The following is a 17,063-nucleotide window of genomic DNA, read 5'->3' as shown; positions in this document are numbered from 1 at the left end:
CCGCAGGAGACCTCCGCCATGTTCAAGTTCCTCATCGCCGCCGCCCCGCTGCTGCTGGCGCTGCTGTGCCCGCCGGCGTCCGCGCAGGCGCAGGCCGCCGCCACCTATCCGAACCGCGTGATCCGCCTGGTGGTGCCGTTCGCGCCGGGCGGCTCCACCGATCTCGTCGCGCGCCTGCTGGCCGAGCAGCTGCGCGCCGAGCTCGGCCAGACCGTCATCGTGGAGAACAAGCCCGGCGCCGGCGGCAACATCGGCGGCGAAGCGGTGGCCAAGGCCGCGCCGGACGGCTACACGCTGCTGCTGGCCGCGGCCGGCCCGACCGTGATCAATCCCAGCCTGTACGCGCACATGCCGTTCAGCCCGCTGCGCGACCTGGCGCCGGTCACCATGATCGCGCGCGAGCACAACCTGATGGCGGTCAACGCCGCGCTGCCGGTGCGCAACGTCAAGGAGTTCGTCGCCTACGCCAAGGCGCATCCGGACTCGCTCACCTTCGGCTCGCCCGGCAACGGCAGCCCGGCCCAGCTTGCCGGCGAACTGCTCAATCGCAGCGCCGGGCTCAAGCTGCAGCACGTGCCCTACAAGGGCACCGGTCCCGCGGTGGCCGACCTGGTGGCCGGCCACATCACGCTGCTGATCGACAATATGCCGGCGCTGCTGCCCCAGGTGCAGGCGGGCCGGCTGCGCGCGCTGGCGGTGGCCAGCGAGCAGCGCGCGAGCGCGCTGCCGGACCTGCCGACCGCCGAGGAGGCCGGGCTCAAGGGCTTCGTGGTGACCGCCTGGAAGGGGCTGATGGTGCCGGCCGGCACGCCGCCGCAGGTGATCGCCCGCCTGCATGGCGCGGTGGTGAAGATCCTGGCCCAGCCCGCGCTGCGCAAGCGCCTGACCGACCTCGGCGCCGAGCCGGTCGGCAATACGCCGGAACAGTTCGCGCAGCAGATCCGTGCCCAGACCAGCTGGTGGGCGGCGCTGGTCAAGGCCACCGGCACCAGCCTGGAGTGAGCGCCGTGGAGCCTGCCGCCATGACCGCCCCCGCCGAACTGGACGCGCTGCGCGCCAAGGTGCGCGACTTTATCGAGCAGCATGCCATCCCGCGCGAGGATCCCGCGCTGGCCCATGATGTCGGCCGGCTCGACGCGGCGGTGGCCGAGCTGCGCGCCATCGCGCGCGCCGCCGGCATCTACGCCCCGCACCTGCCGGTGGAGATCGGCGGCCTCGGCCTGGACTGGCAGCAGCGCGCCGCCATCCTCGAAGAGGCCGGCCGCAGCTTCCTCGGCGCGCCGGCGCTCAACTGCGCGCCGCCCGACCAGCCGAACATGGTCAACCTGCTGCGTCACGGCACGCCGGCACAGCGCGAGGCCTACCTGATGCCGCTGGTGCGCGGCGAGCTGCGCTCCTGCTTCGCCATGACCGAGCCGGCACCCGGCGCGGGCTCCGATCCCGCCATGCTGCGCACCACCGCCACGCGCGTGCCGGGCCGCGGCGGCGCGCCCGGCAAGTGGGTGATCGACGGCCACAAGTGGTTCATCAGCGGCGCGGTCGGCGCCGCCTTCGCCATCGTGCTGGCGCGCACCGGGGACGGCGCCACGCTGTTCCTGGTCGATACCGGCAATCCTGGCTACCGGCTGCTGCGCAATATCCCGGGCATGGACGGCTACCAGGTCGGCGGCCATGGCGAGATCCTGCTGGAGCGCTGCGAGGTCGGCGACGGCGCCGTGCTGGGCGAGCCCGGCCAGGGCTTCGCCTACGCGCAGGCGCGCCTGGAGCCGGCGCGGCTGTCGCACTGCATGCGCTTCATCGGGCGCGCTGCGCGCGCGATGGAGATCGCGCAGGACTACGCCCTGCGCCGCGAGTCGTTCGGCCAGCGCCTGGCCGACCTGCAGCAGGTGCAGGCCATGGTGGCCGATTCGCACATCGACCTGCACGCCAGCCGGCTGCTGGTGCAGGACTGCGCGCGCCGCATGGATGCCGGGCAGTCGGTCAAGCACGAGTCGGCCATGGCCAAGATCTTCGTGTCGGAAGCGGTCTGGCGCGTGGCCGATCGCGCCGTGCAGATCCTGGGCGCGCTCGGCATCTCCGACGACACGCCGGTATCGATGATCCAGCGCGAGCTGCGCCCCTTCCGCATCTACGACGGCGCCTCCGAACTGCACCGCGCCACGCTGGCGCGCCGCATCTTCACCCAGGGACTGCGCCCCTGAGACCTGACGAGACAACCATGACGACGAAGCAAGGCGCCGCCGCGGCGCATGGCGCGGGCCCGCTGGCGGGCATCCGCATCCTCGACATGGCCACCGTGGTGGCCGCGCCGTTCTCCAGCACCCTGTGCGCCGACATGGGCGCGCAGGTGGTCAAGCTGGAGCTGCCCGGCGGCCCCGACCCGCTGCGCGGTCTCGCCCCGGTCAAGGACACGCTGCCGCTGTACTGGAAGGTGACCAACCGCGGCAAGCGCGGCATCACGCTGGACGTGCGCCAGCCCGCCGGGCGCGCCCTGTTCCTGCGCATGCTGCCGGAATTCGACGTGCTGGTGGAGAACTTCCGCACCGGCACGCTGGACCGCTGGGGGCTGGACCTGGCCACGCTGCATGCGGCCAACCCGCGCCTGACCGTGCTGCGCCTGACCGGCTTCGGCCAGACCGGCCCCTATGCCGGGCGCGCCGGCTTCGCGCGCATCTTCGAGGCCATGAGCGGCTTCACCAACCTCGCCGGCGAGCCGGGCGGCCCGCCGCTGCACATGAACTATCCGATGGGCGACATGGTTGCCGGGCTGTTCGGCGCCTTCGCCATCGCCAGCGCCATGGCCGAGCGCCGCCGTCCGGAAAGCGCCGGCATGCCCGGCCGCGAGATCGACCTGTCGGCCACCGAGGCCCTGTTCCGCCTGCTCGAACCGCTCGCGGTCGAGTACGAACAGCTCGGCGTGGTGCGCCAGCGCGCCGGCAACCGCGCCACCTATACCGCGCCGTCGAACATGTACGCCTGCGCCGACGGCCAGTGGGTGTCGCTGGTGGCGTCGTCGGACCCGATCTTCCGCCGCCTGTGCCGCGCCATGGGCCGGCCCGACCTTGGCGACGATGCGCGCTTCGCCAGCAATCCGCTGCGCACCGCCAACCTGGAAGCGCTCGACGCGGAGATCCGTGCCTGGTTCGCCGCGCAGCGCTACGCCGACCTCGCCGCCGTGCTGGCCGCGGCGGAGATCCCCTTCTCCAAGATCTTCACCATCGCGGACATCGTCGACGACCCGCATTTCCAGGCGCGCGAGGCCATCGTGCGCCTGCCCGACCCGGACCTCGGCAGCATCCCCGCGCCCTGCGTGGTGCCGCGCTTCTCCGGCCACGCACCGGCGCCCGCGCGCAGCGGGCCGGGCGTGGGCGAGCACAATGCGGAGGTCTACGGCGCGCTCGGGCTGGGCGCGGCCGAGCTGGAAGCGCTGAAGCGCGAGGGCGTGGTGTAGCGCAGCCTGCGCGGCGCGGCCTCAGGGTTGCTGCAGGTCCTGATCCGGCCTTGGCGCGGCGCGCCCGGGTGTACTGTCCGCCTGCGGCCGCGCGGGCGGCAGCGGCAGCACCTTGCCGCTCAGCAGGCGGTCGAGATCGTTGCGGTCGACTACCTCGCGTTCCAGCAGCAGCCGCGCCAGCGCGTCGAGCCGGGCGCGCTGGCCGGCCAGCGTGGCGCGCACGCGCAGGCCGGCCTCGGCCAGCGTCTTGCGTACCTGCGCATCGATCATCTGCGCGGTGCGTTCGCTGTACTCCTTGCGCTCGCGCTGCGGCAGGCCGCTGCTGGAGAAGAGTGGATTGGGCGGGCTTTCGTAGGTGGCCAGGCCGAGCGCCTCGTCCATGCCGAACTGGGTGATCATCCGGCGCGCCATGTCGCTGGCGCGCTGCAGGTCGTCCTGTGCGCCGGTGGAGACGTCGCCGAACACCAGTTCCTCGGCGATGCGACCGCCCAGCAGCACGTCGAGGCGGTCGAGCAGTTCACTGCGCTTGAGCAGGTAGCGGTCCTCGGCCGGGGTCTGCTGCGTGTAGCCGAGCGCCGCGATGCCGCGCGGGATGATGGAGATCTTGGTGACGCGGTCGGCATGCGGGCGCAGCTCCGCCACGATGGCATGGCCGGCCTCGTGGTAGGCGATGGTTTCCTTTTCCAGCGCGTTCATCACGCGGTTCTTGCGCTCCAGGCCGCCCACGATGCGGTCCAGCGCCGCATCGAAGTCGGACATCGAGACCGCCGCCTTGCCCTCGCGCGCGGCCAGCAGCGCGGCCTCGTTGACCAGGTTGGCGAGGTCGGCGCCGGCGAAGCCGGGGGTGCGCGCGGCCAGCGCGGCGAGTTCGACGTCGGGGCCGAGGGTCACGCGCCTGGCATGCACCTTGAGGATCTGCTCGCGCCCGCGCAGGTCGGGCCGGTCCAGCGCGATGTGGCGGTCGAAGCGGCCGGGCCGCAGCAGGGCCGGGTCAAGGATCTCCGGCCGGTTGGTGGCCGCCATCAGGATCACGCCCTTGTTGGTGTCGAAGCCATCCATCTCCACCAGCAACTGGTTCAGCGTCTGCTCGCGCTCCTCGTTGCCGCCCACCGCGTTGAGGGCACGGGTCTTGCCCAGCGCGTCGAGTTCGTCGATGAAGATGATGCAGGGCGCGCGCGTCTCGGCCTGCTGGAACAGGTCGCGCACGCGTGCCGCGCCGACACCGACGAACATTTCGACGAAGTCGGCGCCGCTCAGGCTGAAGAAGGGCACCCCGGCCTCGCCGGCCACCGCCCGCGCCAGCAGCGTCTTGCCGGTGCCCGGCGCGCCGAGCAGCAGCACGCCCTTGGGAATCTTGCCGCCCAGGCGCTGGTAGCGGCCCGGCTCCTTGAGGAAGTCGACGATCTCCGCCAGTTCCTGCTTGGCTTCGTCGATGCCGGCGACATCGGCGAAGGTCACGCCGGTCTCGGTCTGCATATAGACCTTGGCCTTGCTCTTGCCGATCTCCATCAGCCCGCCGGCGGCGCCGCCGATGCGGCGGATCAGCAGGCTCCAGATGGCGAAGAAGATCAGCGCCGGCAGTACCCAGGAGAGCACGGTGCCGAGCACCTTGTTATCCATCTGACCCGTGAAACGCACGTGGGCAGCTTCCAGCTCCTGCACCAGCGAGGGATCGGCCACGCGCACGCTGCTGAAGGCGCGCGGGCCGTCGCCGTGGCCGCGCGCGGCTTCGGCGCGCGCCTTGCCGAGCACGTCGTCGATGCCGGCGGTGGAGAAGGTGCCGCTGATGACCTGCTCGCCGACCGACACTTCCTCGATCTTGCCGGCGTGCAGCAGCGCCTTGAAGTCGCTGTAGGGCAGCGTCTCCACCTCGCCGGAGAAGAGATAGGCCTGTAGCGCAAACATGGCCAGCATGGCCGCGGCCAGGTACCAAAGGGAGAACTGCCGGCGCGATTCCATCGGCTTCATGGGGGGCTGTCCTGGTATGGCGGCGAGCCGCGATGCGCTCTGGCGCTCACGCCAGCCAGCGCGCCGCCGCGTCCGGCGCAGCGCGGCGGCTGCGCACGGCCTGCAGCAGGCGCAGGCCTTCGTGGGTGAGCTGGATGCGCTGGGCTGGCGCCTGGGCATCGAGCTGCACCAGGCGGCGCTCGACCAGCACACGAATGTCCTCGGGATCCATGCCGGCTGGCGGCTGTGGATGGCCCAGTACCATCAGCGTCGCGATTTCGTGCGGGCTCAGCATGACTTCGTCTCCCCGTGCATGGGCACCCTGGGTGCAGCGCGTGTCGTGGCCGCAGCGCGGATGCCGCGGCCCGTGCGCAGGCAAATATAGCCGCTGCGCCGGCACCGGGCGCAGCGCTGCGCGCTGCGTTTGCGCCAGGTCAAGCCGTGCGGGCGGGTGGTGCTTCCGGCGCCACGCCGGCCGTGGGAGCCGAGGGCTACGAGGGCGGCGTTGCAGGCCTCGGCCTGCCCTGCAGGTGTGCCGCGCGCGGGCGGCTTGATCCGGGTCAAGCCGCGCGGACGACGCTCGCCTAGCCTTTCCATGGCCAGGGGCGCGCGCATGGCACGGTCGCGCCATCGGACGGCGTGGACAGGAGGTGGAGCATGGAGCGGATGCGGCAGGCGGGCCGACAGCGGCATGGCCGATGGCGCGGGTACGCGAGGCGCTGCGCCGGCCTCGTGCTGTGCGCCGCTTGCGCGGCTTGCGCCGGCCCGGATTGGCTGCGCCCGCCCAGGCCCAGGGCGGATGCCGTGCCGGCCGCGCCCGCGCAAGGGCTGGCCAAGGTGCGCCCGCTGGCCGACGAACTGGTCTGCCTGACGGCGCCGGCGGGCGAGCGCATCGATCTCGCCGAGCATTTCGCGGATTTTCCCCTGATCACCGCCGCGCGGGACGAAGCCGGCGAGATGCACCAACACCGAGCGCCAAGCATAGTGTCTTGGCTCCCTCTCCCCGCACGGGGAGAGTGTGGGGGAGAGGGGTGGTTTAGCAAGGCGCCGCATCCAGCGAAGCCAACGGTGTGATCCAGCACGCGAGCGCAGAGACGAAGCCAACGGTGCGATCCCGGCCACCACGGCCAGCCAGCGCCTGCCCTCACCCCCGGCCCCTTTCCCATGGGCGGAAAGGGAGCACACCGGTCGGCTGGTTCGAGCGGCTTGGGCGCATCCTGCCCGCACTCACGTCTTTCTTGATCCACGCCAAGCCCTGCCGCGCCGCATGGCCTAGTCTCGAAGCAAGCATCGCGGCGTGGCCCCGTCCGCTCCGCGTGAGCCGGCCGGGGCGCCCCGACGCCTCCAACCAGCGAGGAGGGCAGCATGCGCGCCCTGGCAAGGAAACTGAGTCTGCTCGGCATCACCGGCCTGGCGCTGGCGGCTGGCGTGCCGGCCGTCGGCATCGCGGCGGACGCGCCTGCCGTGCAGGAAGGCGGTGTGCCACCGCTGCACCATGTGAACGGGATCACCTACGTGTCCGGCGGCATCGGCAGCGATGAGGCCGCCGCGCTGCGCCGCATCGCGCCGCGCTTCAATGTGCGCATGCATTTCCTCGACAGCGGCGGCGACGGGTCCTTGTCCGATGTGTCGGTGACCCTGTTCAACGCGCGGCGCGAGATCGTGCTGCTGGTGCTGAGCGAAGGCCCCTACCTGTTTTTCAAACTGGAGCCGGGCACCTACCGCGCGGTGGTCCGCTATGGCGTCACCATCGAGTCCCACGGCATCGAGGTCAAGCCGGGCGGGCGCGCGCTCGACCTGCAGTTGCGCTTTCCCGCGCGGAACGAACCGGCCGAGCTGCTGGCCGCGCCGCCACAGGCCGGCGCGCCTTGCCAGCGCGCGGCGGCACCTTGCGGGCGGCGGTGAATGGAAGAGGGGCCGAAGATGCGATTCGTAGACAGGCAGGACGCGGCCGCGCAGCTGGCCGATGCGCTGGGCCACTACCGCGGGCAGCGTGCCCTGGTACTGGCCCTGCCGCGCGGCGGCGTGCCGCTGGGGCGCGTGCTGGCCGACGCGCTGCAGGCGGACCTGGACGTGGTGCTGGTGCGCAAGCTCGGCGCGCCGGGCGACCCCGAGTTCGCGCTGGGCGCCGTGGCCGAAGACGGCTGGACCTATCTGGCGCCCTACGCCGAGCCCACTGCCGGCAGCGCCTACCTGGAGCGCGTGCGCGCCGAGGAACTGGAGCGCATCCGGCAGCGGCGCGCGCGCTATACGCCGGGCCGTGCGGCGGCACCCTCTGCGGCCGGCCGCGTGGCCATCGTGGTGGACGACGGGCTGGCCACCGGGGCCACCATGATCGCCGCGCTGCACGCCGTGCGCGCGCAGGCGCCGGCGCGGCTGGTATGCGCGGTGCCGGTGGCAGCGCCCGATGGCCTGCGGGAGGTGCAGGCGTATGCCGACGAGGTGGTCTGCCTGTACGCGCCGGCAGGCTTCCAGGCGGTGGGGCACCACTATCTGTCGTTCCCGCAGGTCAGCGACGAGGAGGTGGTGGACTGCCTGGCGGGCAGGGCCTGACAGCGCACGGGCCGGAGGCGATCGGGGTTGCGGCAATCCGTCACGCTGCGCCGGAGGGCGCCACTGCTTATGCTGTGGACGCTCCTGCATGTGCGATATGGCGCGCAGGGGCTTGCAGATATTCCCTGTCCCAACCCCAACCCCAACCCCGACAGCAAGAGGAATCGACATGAAGATCCGTATCGCAAGCCAGCAGACCATCGAAGTCCCCGGCCGCGCCGGCGCCTGCTGCGGCGCCTGCTGTGCCGCCCTGGGTGCCTGACGGCACCGGTGCAACGGCGCCCGCGGTGCGGGCGCCGCCCTTCCTCCGTTGCGCTCCCGACCCATGCTGATCGGCTTCAACTACACGCTGGGCAGTACCTATCCCTTCGTACGGCAGATGGCGCAGGACGGCGAGATCGACTACTGCGAACTGCTGATCGACAACTTCCTGCAGGTCCCGCCCGCCGAACTGGCCGCCGCCTTTCCCTGCCCGCTCGGCCTGCACATCATGTTCTCGCGCTTCCTCGAGAACGACCAGGCCGCGCTGGAGGCGCTGGCGCAACGCCTGCGCGACTACATCGCGGTGCTGCGCCCGCTCTATGTCTCGGACCATGTGGCTACCTTCACCCACCAGGGCCGCCACCTCTACCACCTGGCCGAGGTCGACTACCGCGCGGGCTATGCCGCGCTGCGCGCGCGTGTGCAATGGTGGCAGCAGCAGCTGGGCGTGCGCCTGCACCTGGAGAACTACCCCTCGCTGCTGCCGGGCGGGCACGATGCACCGGACTGCTTCACGCGCCTGATGGACGATACCGGCTGCGGCCTGCTGTTCGACCTCTCCAACGCGGTCTGCGCGCAGCGCAACTGCGGCCTCGCGCTGGATGCCTGGCTGCCGGTGGCGGCGCGTGCCAGCCATTTCCACGTGGCCGGCTATGGCGAATCGATGCTGGCGCCGAAGCTGGCGCTCGATACCCATGACGCCGACCTCGCCGACGACACCATGGCCTGGCTGCGGGCGCTGCGCCCGCTGATCGACGCGCCCGGCCATACCCTCACCTACGAGCGCGACGCCGCCATCGATGCCGCTGCGGTGCGCGCGGAGGTGCGGCGCCTGCGCGCGCTCTTTGCCGCCGACCCCGCTCCCGCCGACCCAGATCGCGACCCAGATCGCGACCTTGATGCCGACCTTGATGCTGACTGACATTCACGCCACCCGGCCGGCGTACGCGGTCCCGCCACGCACGGTGCGCACTGATGCCGAACTGCTGCCGGCGCTGAGCGTGCCGGCGCTGCAGTCGGATTTCGCGCGCGAGTCCGCCGCCTTCGTGCGCATCGATACCAGCCTGCGCGCCTACTGGCACACGCTGTTCGACGTCTGTCCCGCGCTGCTGGAGCTGTCCGGCCCCGACGGGCTGCGCATTTTCCGCCCGTTCATGGCCTGGGCCGAGGCGCAGCGGCTGTCGCTCGGCTGGAGCGTCTACCTCTGGGTCTACCGCTGGCTGTGCCAGTCGGAATTCGCCGCGCGGCTGCCGCCCACGCTGGCCGAGACCCTGCTGGCCGCCTCGGCGGCGCGCTGGGCCGCGGTCGATCGCGGGCGCCACGCCGGCATCGTGCTGGCCGACGCGCAGGCAGCCTCGCCTGTGCTGGTGGCGGGCTGGAAATGCGCCAGCGTGGACGGCGCGCGCCGGGTCGAACGCATCGCGCTGGACGAGCCGCTCGACGCGCCGCCGGACCGCTTCGGCCATTTCCTCGTGCCCGGCTTCACGCTCGACACCTTTCCCGGCTGGATGGCGGTGCCGCGCTGAGGCGGCGCGCCGGGCCGACCGCCGCCTCAGCGCGCCGCCGCGCCGCCGGCCGGCCACGGATCGGCCAGGCGTGGGTCGGTGAGGAAGCCGTGGTCGGTCAGCGCTTCGAGGAAGGCCACCACGTCGTCGAGTTCCTGCGCGCTGAGCGTGAAGCCTTCGATGAACTCGCTGCGCAGCGGGCTGGGGCCGTGCGGGCCGCTGGCGGCGCGGCCCTGGATCGCATAGTGGTCGCGCAGTACCTCGCGCAGCGTGGCGATGGAACCGTCGTGCATATAGGGGGCGGTCACCGCGACGTTGCGCAGCGAGGGTGTGCGCATCCTGCCCTCGTCGGCGGGGTCGCCGGTGAACTCGCGGAGGCCGTGGTTGCCGGCCGGATAGCCACCGTGGCCGTCCCGGTTGTAGAGGCCGGTGTTGTGGAAGCCGGACTCGGCATCGGCCAGGCGTGCGTGCAGGTTGTTGTCGGTGAAGTTGAAGCCGCCGTGGCAGTGCGCGCATTCGAGCCGCTCGCTGAAGAACAGCGCCTCGCCGCGCTTGGCGGACGCGCTGATGGCGTCGGGCCGGCCGCCGTACTTGTAGCGGTCGTAGGGCGCATCGAAGCTGAGCAGCGTGCGCTCGAAGGTGGCCAGCGCGCGGCTGATGGTGGCCAGCGAGACCAGGTCCGGCGTGCCGGCGCGTTCGGGGTAGGCGGCGCGGAACAGCGCCGGGTAGCGCGGGTCGGCGCGCAGGGTGTCGAGCAGGCGCGCCTCCTGGCCGGCCATGCCCATTTCCACCGGCGTCTCGCCGAACAGCGGCACCAGCAGCTGGCGCTCCAGCCGCTTGAGGTTGGGGTTGGCCCAGGTCAGCACCGGCAGGTAGGCCACGTTGCCCAGGCTCATCGCATTGCGCACGCCGGGTGTGCCGTGCACGCCGAGCGGCAGCTGGCGGCCGTCGGTGAAGGCGCGCGCCTGCAGGTGGCAGCTCGCGCAGGCGATGCTGCCGTCGGCCGACAGGCGCTTGTCGTAGAACAGGTGGCGTCCCAGTTCGGCTTTGGCGGCCGACATCGGATTGTCGGCCGGTACCACCGGACGGGGCATCCAGTCGGGCAGCGCCCAGCGGTAGTCGTCCGCGGGGGTGGCGGCCGGGGTGGCGGCGGAGGTGGCCTCGGGTGCGGCCGCTCCGGTCAGGCCGGCCAGCGCGACCACCACCGCGGCCGCCAGGGCCAGGCCGGTGCGCAGGCGTCGCATCGGCATGGCTCAGCCGCGCGGCGCGGCGCGGAAGACGCGCTGCGGCAGCGCCGGCTGGCCGTCGAAGGGCAGGCCGAAGGCCGGCATCACGAAGCGGCAGTCGGCATCGTCCGGGCCGGCCATGCAGCCGGGCGCGCTGTCCGGCGCGTTGACGTCCACGTCGGTGTCGCGCAGCAGCGCGGCGAGATCGAATTCGACCTGCTCGGTGGCTACGTCGAAGGCGTCCAGGCGCACCGTGACGCGGTTGGGCCGCGCGCACGAAGACGGCGCCGCGGTGGCCGCCGGCGACACGCAATCCGTGCTGCCCAGGTGGATGGGGAAGCCGGCCGCGCGGCGGCGCGGTGCGGCCGCCGGCACGGGGGCGGCGTCTGCGGGAGGGGCGGTGCCGCCCCGTGCCTGGCCGCGCGTGGCCATGTCGATCTTGACGAACTTGTAGCCGGCCTGCCAGCTCCAGAACATCGCGCTCAGGTTCAGCGGCGGTGGCGCCACGGCAGGGTCGCCGTGGTTGAGGTCGGCCGGCACGCCCAGCGTGAACTGCAGGCCGCGGTAGCGGCCCGCCGGCACGTGCCCGGTGACGGCCTCGTGCAGGCCGGCGTTGCCGTTGCGGCAGGGACCGCTGCCGTCCTCGAAGTCGAGCAGGGCCACGTCGCGGTACTGCCAGCGGCCGTCCTGCTCCAGGCGTAGCGGCACGGCGCGCCCATCCTCGTCGAGCAGCGCCACCGACGACACGTAGAAGCGGAAGTCGGACGGCGTGATGCGCGAGGCCGTGCGGCCGATGCCGTCGTAGCCGGCGCCGCAGCGGAACGGCTGCGCGCCGACACGCGCGGCGAAGCGCACCGCCACCGGGACTTGCACCGGCACCGTGCCCTCCGCGCCCGCGCCGGGTAGCTGCGCCGGCAGTGGCGCAGCGCAGGCGGCCAGCAGAAGAAGGGGCGCGGCGGGAGGCAGCAGGCGGATGGCGGGACGGGGCAGCATGGCGTGGCCTCAGCGGATGTCGGGAAGCGGCGCCCGCTGGCGGGCGCCGGGGAAGGCGGGGCTCGCGGCGCGGCGCGGCGCTCAGAAGCTGGCGCTCAGCGCGATCTTGAAGTTGCGGCCCGTGTCCGCGGTGTAGGCCACCGCGTTGCCGGACTGGTAGGGGAAATAGCGCTTGTCGAACAGGTTCTCGATGCCGACGTCCAGGCGCAGCCGGTCCTTGACACCGGGCGGGGTCCAGCTCGCGTAGAGGCTGTGCACGCCATAGCCGGGGCGCCGCCGCAGCAGCGTCGAGTCATAGTCCTGCGCGGCCACCAGGGAGCTGGTCCAGCCGAGCGTGGTGCGCCAGCGCGGCAGCGCCTGGCGCAGCGTCAGCACCACCTTGTCGGGTGGCGAGTACAGGTAGCCGCCGTTGCCGTCGTCGGTGGTGCGCACGCGGCTGTAGGCCGCGCCGAAGCTCAAGCCGCCGGACTGGTACAGGCCTTCGACCTCGGCGCCGCGGCTGGTGGCATTGCTGACGTTGCGGTACTGCGTGATGGTGCCGACGCCGGCGAAGGGCGCGGTGCGCGCATAGGTGCCGATCACCGTGCTCGCGATCAGGTCCTTGATCCAGGACTGGAACACCGAGGCGCGCAGCCGCGCGCTGTCGCCCGCCGCCAGCAGGTCCCTGCCCTGCAGCGAGCCGCCCAGTTCCAGGGTGCGCGCGGTCTCGGGTTTGAGGTCGGGGTTGGCGGCGAAGTTGAACAGGTAGTGGCGGCCCGACAGGTTCTGGAAGGACTCGCTGATCGACGGCGCGCGGTAGGCCTCGCCGAAGCTGGCATACAGCTTGCCGCGAGCGGCCGGCTGCCAGGCCAGCGTCAGCTTGGGCGAGAGGTGGCTGTCCGCCGCGCTGCGGGCGCCGACGTGGGTGTCATAGCGGTCGGCGCGCAGGCTGGGTGTCAGGCGCCATGGCTCGCCCAGGCGGATCTCGTCCTGCACGAAGGCGCCGTAGACCTTCTGCGCGCCGTTCGGGATCACCGGGTTGGCCGCGCCGGCGCTCGACGCGTATTGCTCGTCGCGGTAATAGTCCAGGCCGTAGGTGATGCGCTGGCCGACCACCTGGCCCGGCAGCGCGATCGAGTGCTGCAGCGAGGCGCCGGTGGTGGTGGTCACGTTGGCCGTCACCGGAAGTGCGCGCAAGGACGGGTTGGCGTCCGCGCTCAGGTTGAGGCGGGTGCGATACAGCGTGATGTCGAGCTCGGGCCGGCCCTCGGTGTCCTTGAGCGTGCCCTTGAGCACGGTCTGTGCCTGGCTGACGCGATTGTTCTGCACCGGCACCGTCGACGACGTGCCCAGGCTGCTGTCGGCTTCCGGATTGTTCGGGCGCAGCGTGCCGCTCTGATAGGACAGGTGCGACAGCTCGAAGCGCAGCCGCCCGGTCGGCTCCAGGCCGAGCTTGAACAGGCCGCTGCCGGTATGGCCGTCGTTGGGCGACAGCAGCGTGCCGCCGCCCTGGCGGATGGGTCCGGACTCCGCGTAGCCGAAGGCCGCCAGCGCATCGAGCGGGCCATACTGCCCGTAGGCGCGGCCGTTATAGTGCGGCGAGCGGTCGGCCGAGGTGTAGCCTGCGCGCGCGTCGCCCCCGGCCGCCTGGCCGGGGGCGAGCAGGTCGCGCGCCGACAGCGTGCGGAACACCATGGCACCGCCCAGCCCGCCGCTGCCATACAGCGAGGAGGCGGCGCCTCGCATCACTTCCGTGCCGGCGAGGAAATAGGGGTCGAGGTAGAGCGGCGAGGTGATGCCGGCCGCGCCGTTCTGGCGCGCGCCGTCGATCGTCAGCGTGATTTCCTTGCCGGTGAAGCCGCGGATCGAGGGGATTTCGCCGGCCTGGCGCGGACCGCCGCCGAAGTCGACGTTGGGCAGGGTGCCCAGCACGTCGGATACCGAGCCAGCCTGGCGTTCCTCGTAGTCGTCGCGCGTGACCACGCTGACCGAGGCGGCTGTGGCCGACAGCATGTTGCCGGTACGGGTGGCCGACACCACCACCGGGTCGAGGGTGGCCGCGGCGCGCTTGCCCCCGTTCTCCTCGGCGGCCAGCAGCGGCTCGCTGCACCATGCCGGAGCGAGCGCGGTGCCCAGCGTGCAGGCCAGCAGCACATGTCGATTCATCGCGGTCCTTCCTCCTTGGCGTCTTGTCTTGTCGCGCGGCCGCAGCCTGCGGGCCGCCCGCGCTTCATTTTTTTCGGCGCCACTTTATCGGCGCACGCTCGCAGACACGATGTGGCATTTGGCCGCGCCGGCGGTCCCGCGTCGATCTGTCGCACGCCGCGCGGCGGTGGCGGCCGCTAGAATCGTCCGGCATCCGCGGGATGCGCCGCGCATCGGCCGGCGCCGCCCGACTTCCGTCCCGCGGCCTATCGTTCCCGCCCCTGCGCAATGCCACCTGACCGATCGCGCGCCGACCGGCGCCGGCGCCATGCCGCCGCACCCGCGGCACAGGCGTCTTCCTCGCCGTCTCCATCCGCCCCGCGTCCCGCGGCCCGCCTTTGCGCCGTTCCGGCCGCCCCGAGGGGCAGGCCGCGCCGCCGCTGGCTGGCAATCGGCACCATCGCGCTGGCCGGCGGCGCCTGGGCCGGGACCGGGGCCGGCGATGGCGACGCGGCCGGCGGCGCCACGGAGGTGGCGGCCGAGGTGGCGGCCGATGTGGCGGCTGAAGGAGAGCGCGGTGTGGCGAGCGGCAAGGCGGGCGCGCGCCGCGGCGCCGACGCGCAGCGCGCGGACTCCACGCTGACGCTCGGCGGCGTCACCGTGCAGGCCAGCCGGAGCGGCAAGCTCTCCACGCGCAATGTGCTGACCTCGGTCGACGTGCTCGGCGCGGACCGCATGGTCGACCAGAGCGTGGGGTATGCCTGGGAACTGTTCGGCCAGATGCCCGGCGTGCTGCTGACCGATTTCAACCAGGGCACCACCTCGGGCAAGCTGTCCTTCCGCGGCTTCAACGGCGAGGGCGAGATCAACGCGGTCAAGCTGCTGATCGACGGTATCCCCAGCAACAGCAACGATGGCAACATGCCCTTCATCGACGGTGTGTTCCCGCTCGAGATCGCTTCGCTGGAGACGGTGCGCGGCACCAACGATCCGCGCTACGGGCTGCACAACATCGCCGGCAATGCCGGCATCCAGACGCTGCAGGGCGGCAACTATGCGCGCGGGCGGGTCGGCTACGGTAGCTTCGGCACGGCCGATACCGAAGCGGTGGCAGGCTACGACAACGGCAACCTGGCGCAGAACTATGCCTTCGGCTACCGCCGCAGCGATGGCTGGCGCGACCACTCGCGCTATGACAAGCTGGCGCTCTCGGGCAAGTGGTTCTTCACGCCGGACGACGGCAGCTGGCGCGTGGGCGCGATGGCGCGCTACTACAGCGGACACGCGCAGGAGCCCGGCTATCTGACCGGGGCCGACGCCTACACCCGCCCGTCCGCGTCCTACGCCTTCAACAGTACCGACGAAGGCACGCGCGAAACGGGGCAGTACAGCCTGCACGCCGACACCGACCTCGGTGAGACCGTATCTTGGGCCAGCAAGATCTACCTGAACACCTTCCGCGACCGGCGCTACGTCACCTACTCCGCCAACGTGTCGCAGCAGGAGCGCTTCGCCGACGAGCAGCAGTTCGGCGCCAGCAGCGTGATGACCTGGCGGCCCCGCCTCGAGCCGTCCTGGCTGCGCGGCTTCGCGCTGGAAGGGGGCGTGGACATGGAGCGCCAGCATAACCGCAGCCTGCGCTATACCACGGTGGCCCAGGTGCGCACGGCGCAGACGCGCGACCAGGCGTTCGATTTCGACGTCTATGGCGCCTACGTGCAGGCTGTGCTGCAGCCGCTGCCCGCGCTCAGGCTGGTGCCGGCCTACCGCGTCGACGTGATCCGTGGCGGCTTCGCCAACGGCCTGAACGGACAGGACTACGCCATCAACGACTACGGCACCATCGGCCAGCCCAGGATCAGCGCGGTGCTGGCCGTGGCCGACGGCTACAGCCTCTACGGCAACTGGGGCCGCACCTTCCAGGCCGGCACCGGCGCCGGCGCCTACAAGATCCCGCCACGCACCGCCGACCTGTCACCGTCGCTCAACGACGGCTGGGAGGCCGGGGTCAAGTTCCGCCCGGCCGCGTGGCTGGAAGGGCGCGTCGCCTACTGGGAGCAGTTGGCCTCCAATGAGGTCAAGCGCAAGCTCAACGATCCGTCGGGCGACTACGACAACCTGGGCAAGACGCGGCGCCGGGGCGTGGACTTGCAGGCCAATCTGCGGCCGATGGCAGGGCTGAACCTGTGGTTCGCCTATGCCTTCCAGATGGCCCGCATCGTCGATCCGGGCCCCGGCGATGCCGCCACCGCCGGCAAGCAGATCGACCACGTGCCCGACCGCATGGTCTCGGCCGGGCTCGACTACCAGGCCACGCCCGCGCTGCGCCTGTCGCTGTGGGGCAGCGCGCAGAGCAGCTACTACCTGGAGAAGACCAACAGCACGGGCCGCTACGGCGCCTATGCCTTGCTCAACGCCGGGCTCGGCTACCGCCTCGCCAAGTCAGTGATGCTGGACCTGCAGGTCAAGAACCTGGCCGACCGCTACTACGAGTACGTGTGGAACGACGGCACGCAGAACCTGCATTCGCCCGCTCCCGGCCGCTCCTTCCAGGCCACGCTGACGGTTGGCTACTGAGCGCGGGCAGGCCGCGCCCGTGCTCAGATGCCCCACAGGATGTCGGCCTGCTGCCGCCGGGCGGCGCGCAACATGTCGAGGAAGGGGTAGGCGCGCCGCGACAGCACCGCGCTGCGGCGCGCGTCCGCGAGCGGCGCCTCGCCGCCGTGGCCGAGCGCGCTCTCCAGGCGCTCGATGGCGCCCGGAAGCTCGTCGGGGCGGATCACGCCGCGCTCGCCGATGCGCTTGCCGACCAGGCCGAGCAGGTATTGGGCGAGGTCCCGGGGCAGCGTGATGTCCGGGGCGGCCTTGCTGTGCAGGGTGAGCAGCATGTCGACTCCTTGTCTTGGCGGGCGGCGCGTGCCGCCGGATCGTTCGATGGCGTGGCGTGGCGGTGCGCCGGCGCGGGCGGCAGGGCCTGCGCGGCGGACCGTTGCCTGCAAGGTA

The 17,063-nt window shown here is 72.0% G+C and carries 15 protein-coding genes; 9 read left to right on the top strand and 6 right to left on the bottom strand.

Going from position 1 to position 17,063, the window contains the following annotated elements; translation table 11 throughout:
- Nucleotides 1-18: 18 nt before the first annotated feature.
- The 3 genes from BKK79_RS24840 to BKK79_RS24830 are packed head-to-tail and all read left to right on the top strand — an operon-like array spanning nucleotide 19 to nucleotide 3,451.
- Entirely contained in the window at nucleotides 19-1,002 is a 984-nt protein-coding gene (locus BKK79_RS24840; RefSeq protein ID WP_071039132.1) for a Bug family tripartite tricarboxylate transporter substrate binding protein, read from the top strand.
- 20 nt (nucleotides 1,003-1,022) lie between these two features.
- Nucleotides 1,023-2,201, top strand: a complete 1,179-nt coding sequence (locus BKK79_RS24835) for an acyl-CoA dehydrogenase family protein (RefSeq protein ID WP_071017788.1) — start codon at nucleotides 1,023-1,025, stop codon at nucleotides 2,199-2,201.
- A 17-nt stretch (nucleotides 2,202-2,218) separates the two neighbouring features.
- Complete coding sequence (locus BKK79_RS24830) at nucleotides 2,219-3,451, top strand: CaiB/BaiF CoA transferase family protein (RefSeq protein ID WP_071017790.1); 1,233 nt, start codon at nucleotides 2,219-2,221, stop codon at nucleotides 3,449-3,451.
- A gap of 21 nt (nucleotides 3,452-3,472) precedes the next feature.
- On the opposite strand, the gene ftsH is transcribed toward BKK79_RS24830, so the two are convergent.
- Together ftsH and BKK79_RS24820 are read right to left on the bottom strand one after the other, a co-directional pair.
- Nucleotides 3,473-5,410, bottom strand: coding sequence for an ATP-dependent zinc metalloprotease FtsH (ftsH, locus tag BKK79_RS24825; protein WP_071022022.1), 1,938 nt, complete (start codon nucleotides 5,408-5,410; stop codon nucleotides 3,473-3,475).
- Nucleotides 5,411-5,465: 55 nt separating this feature from the next.
- Complete coding sequence (locus BKK79_RS24820) at nucleotides 5,466-5,693, bottom strand: hypothetical protein (protein ID WP_071017792.1); 228 nt, start codon at nucleotides 5,691-5,693, stop codon at nucleotides 5,466-5,468.
- Between the two features lie 1,070 nt (nucleotides 5,694-6,763).
- On the opposite strand from BKK79_RS24820, the gene BKK79_RS24810 reads away from it, so the two are divergent.
- The 5 genes from BKK79_RS24810 (at nucleotide 6,764) to mbnC (ending at nucleotide 9,738) form a co-directional block, all read left to right on the top strand.
- Nucleotides 6,764-7,303: a hypothetical protein gene (locus BKK79_RS24810; protein WP_071039130.1), complete on the top strand. Its 540-nt coding sequence runs from the start codon at nucleotides 6,764-6,766 to the stop codon at nucleotides 7,301-7,303.
- An 18-nt stretch (nucleotides 7,304-7,321) separates the two neighbouring features.
- Entirely contained in the window at nucleotides 7,322-7,951 is a 630-nt protein-coding gene (locus BKK79_RS24805) for a phosphoribosyltransferase (RefSeq protein WP_071022023.1), read from the top strand.
- Nucleotides 7,952-8,120: 169 nt separating this feature from the next.
- A complete protein-coding gene (gene mbnA, locus BKK79_RS41195; protein WP_083384345.1) occupies nucleotides 8,121-8,213 on the top strand; it encodes a methanobactin in 93 nt (30 codons plus the stop codon).
- Nucleotides 8,214-8,276: 63 nt separating this feature from the next.
- The gene (gene mbnB / locus BKK79_RS24800; protein ID WP_071039129.1) at nucleotides 8,277-9,134 is read left to right on the top strand and encodes a methanobactin biosynthesis protein MbnB; all 858 of its coding nucleotides are present in this window, start codon (nucleotides 8,277-8,279) and stop codon (nucleotides 9,132-9,134) included.
- Nucleotides 9,124-9,738, top strand: coding sequence for a methanobactin biosynthesis protein MbnC (gene mbnC / locus BKK79_RS24795; RefSeq protein ID WP_083384346.1), 615 nt, complete (start codon nucleotides 9,124-9,126; stop codon nucleotides 9,736-9,738). The genes mbnB and mbnC overlap by 11 nt, the downstream gene beginning before the upstream one ends.
- A 26-nt stretch (nucleotides 9,739-9,764) precedes the next feature.
- Here mbnC and BKK79_RS24790 read toward each other — a convergent pair whose 3' ends face one another.
- The 3 genes from BKK79_RS24790 to BKK79_RS24780 form a co-directional block, all read right to left on the bottom strand.
- Nucleotides 9,765-10,967, bottom strand: coding sequence for a methanobactin export MATE transporter MbnM (locus BKK79_RS24790; protein WP_071017801.1), 1,203 nt, complete (start codon nucleotides 10,965-10,967; stop codon nucleotides 9,765-9,767).
- A 3-nt stretch (nucleotides 10,968-10,970) separates the two neighbouring features.
- Nucleotides 10,971-11,936, bottom strand: coding sequence for an MbnP family copper-binding protein (locus BKK79_RS24785; protein ID WP_071039128.1), 966 nt, complete (start codon nucleotides 11,934-11,936; stop codon nucleotides 10,971-10,973).
- 81 nt (nucleotides 11,937-12,017) lie between these two features.
- Nucleotides 12,018-14,081: a TonB-dependent hemoglobin/transferrin/lactoferrin family receptor gene (locus tag BKK79_RS24780; RefSeq protein ID WP_071039127.1), complete on the bottom strand. Its 2,064-nt coding sequence runs from the start codon at nucleotides 14,079-14,081 to the stop codon at nucleotides 12,018-12,020.
- A 267-nt stretch (nucleotides 14,082-14,348) separates the two neighbouring features.
- Between BKK79_RS24780 and BKK79_RS24775 the strand changes: the two genes are divergently transcribed.
- Nucleotides 14,349-16,637 (top strand): TonB-dependent receptor, encoded by a 2,289-nt coding sequence (locus BKK79_RS24775; RefSeq protein WP_084085134.1) that lies wholly within the window; start codon nucleotides 14,349-14,351, stop codon nucleotides 16,635-16,637.
- A 23-nt stretch (nucleotides 16,638-16,660) separates the two neighbouring features.
- On the opposite strand, the gene BKK79_RS24770 is transcribed toward BKK79_RS24775, so the two are convergent.
- Nucleotides 16,661-16,948: a DUF1840 domain-containing protein gene (locus BKK79_RS24770; protein WP_071017807.1), complete on the bottom strand. Its 288-nt coding sequence runs from the start codon at nucleotides 16,946-16,948 to the stop codon at nucleotides 16,661-16,663.
- Nucleotides 16,949-17,063 lie beyond the last annotated feature (115 nt).

This window comes from Cupriavidus sp. USMAA2-4, from assembly GCF_001854305.1.
Classification (GTDB): Bacteria; Pseudomonadota; Gammaproteobacteria; order Burkholderiales; family Burkholderiaceae; genus Cupriavidus; species Cupriavidus malaysiensis.
This window is presented reverse-complemented; position numbering and strand designations above follow the sequence as displayed.

Bases quoted from the DNA above. Each gene is read 5' to 3' on its own strand.
- BKK79_RS24840 (WP_071039132.1), top strand. From the start codon at position 19: ATGTTCAAGTTCCTCATCGCCGCCGCCCCGCTGCTGCTGGCGCTGCTG.
- BKK79_RS24835 (WP_071017788.1), top strand. From the start codon at position 1,023: ATGACCGCCCCCGCCGAACTGGACGCGCTGCGCGCCAAGGTGCGCGAC.
- BKK79_RS24830 (WP_071017790.1), top strand. From the start codon at position 2,219: ATGACGACGAAGCAAGGCGCCGCCGCGGCGCATGGCGCGGGCCCGCTG.
- ftsH (WP_071022022.1), bottom strand. From the start codon at position 5,410: ATGGAATCGCGCCGGCAGTTCTCCCTTTGGTACCTGGCCGCGGCCATG.
- BKK79_RS24820 (WP_071017792.1), bottom strand. From the start codon at position 5,693: ATGCTGAGCCCGCACGAAATCGCGACGCTGATGGTACTGGGCCATCCA.
- BKK79_RS24810 (WP_071039130.1), top strand. From the start codon at position 6,764: ATGCGCGCCCTGGCAAGGAAACTGAGTCTGCTCGGCATCACCGGCCTG.
- BKK79_RS24805 (WP_071022023.1), top strand. From the start codon at position 7,322: ATGCGATTCGTAGACAGGCAGGACGCGGCCGCGCAGCTGGCCGATGCG.
- mbnA (WP_083384345.1), top strand. From the start codon at position 8,121: ATGAAGATCCGTATCGCAAGCCAGCAGACCATCGAAGTCCCCGGCCGC.
- mbnB (WP_071039129.1), top strand. From the start codon at position 8,277: ATGCTGATCGGCTTCAACTACACGCTGGGCAGTACCTATCCCTTCGTA.
- mbnC (WP_083384346.1), top strand. From the start codon at position 9,124: ATGCTGACTGACATTCACGCCACCCGGCCGGCGTACGCGGTCCCGCCA.
- BKK79_RS24790 (WP_071017801.1), bottom strand. From the start codon at position 10,967: ATGCCGATGCGACGCCTGCGCACCGGCCTGGCCCTGGCGGCCGCGGTG.
- BKK79_RS24785 (WP_071039128.1), bottom strand. From the start codon at position 11,936: ATGCTGCCCCGTCCCGCCATCCGCCTGCTGCCTCCCGCCGCGCCCCTT.
- BKK79_RS24780 (WP_071039127.1), bottom strand. From the start codon at position 14,081: ATGAATCGACATGTGCTGCTGGCCTGCACGCTGGGCACCGCGCTCGCT.
- BKK79_RS24775 (WP_084085134.1), top strand. From the start codon at position 14,349: ATGCCACCTGACCGATCGCGCGCCGACCGGCGCCGGCGCCATGCCGCC.
- BKK79_RS24770 (WP_071017807.1), bottom strand. From the start codon at position 16,948: ATGCTGCTCACCCTGCACAGCAAGGCCGCCCCGGACATCACGCTGCCC.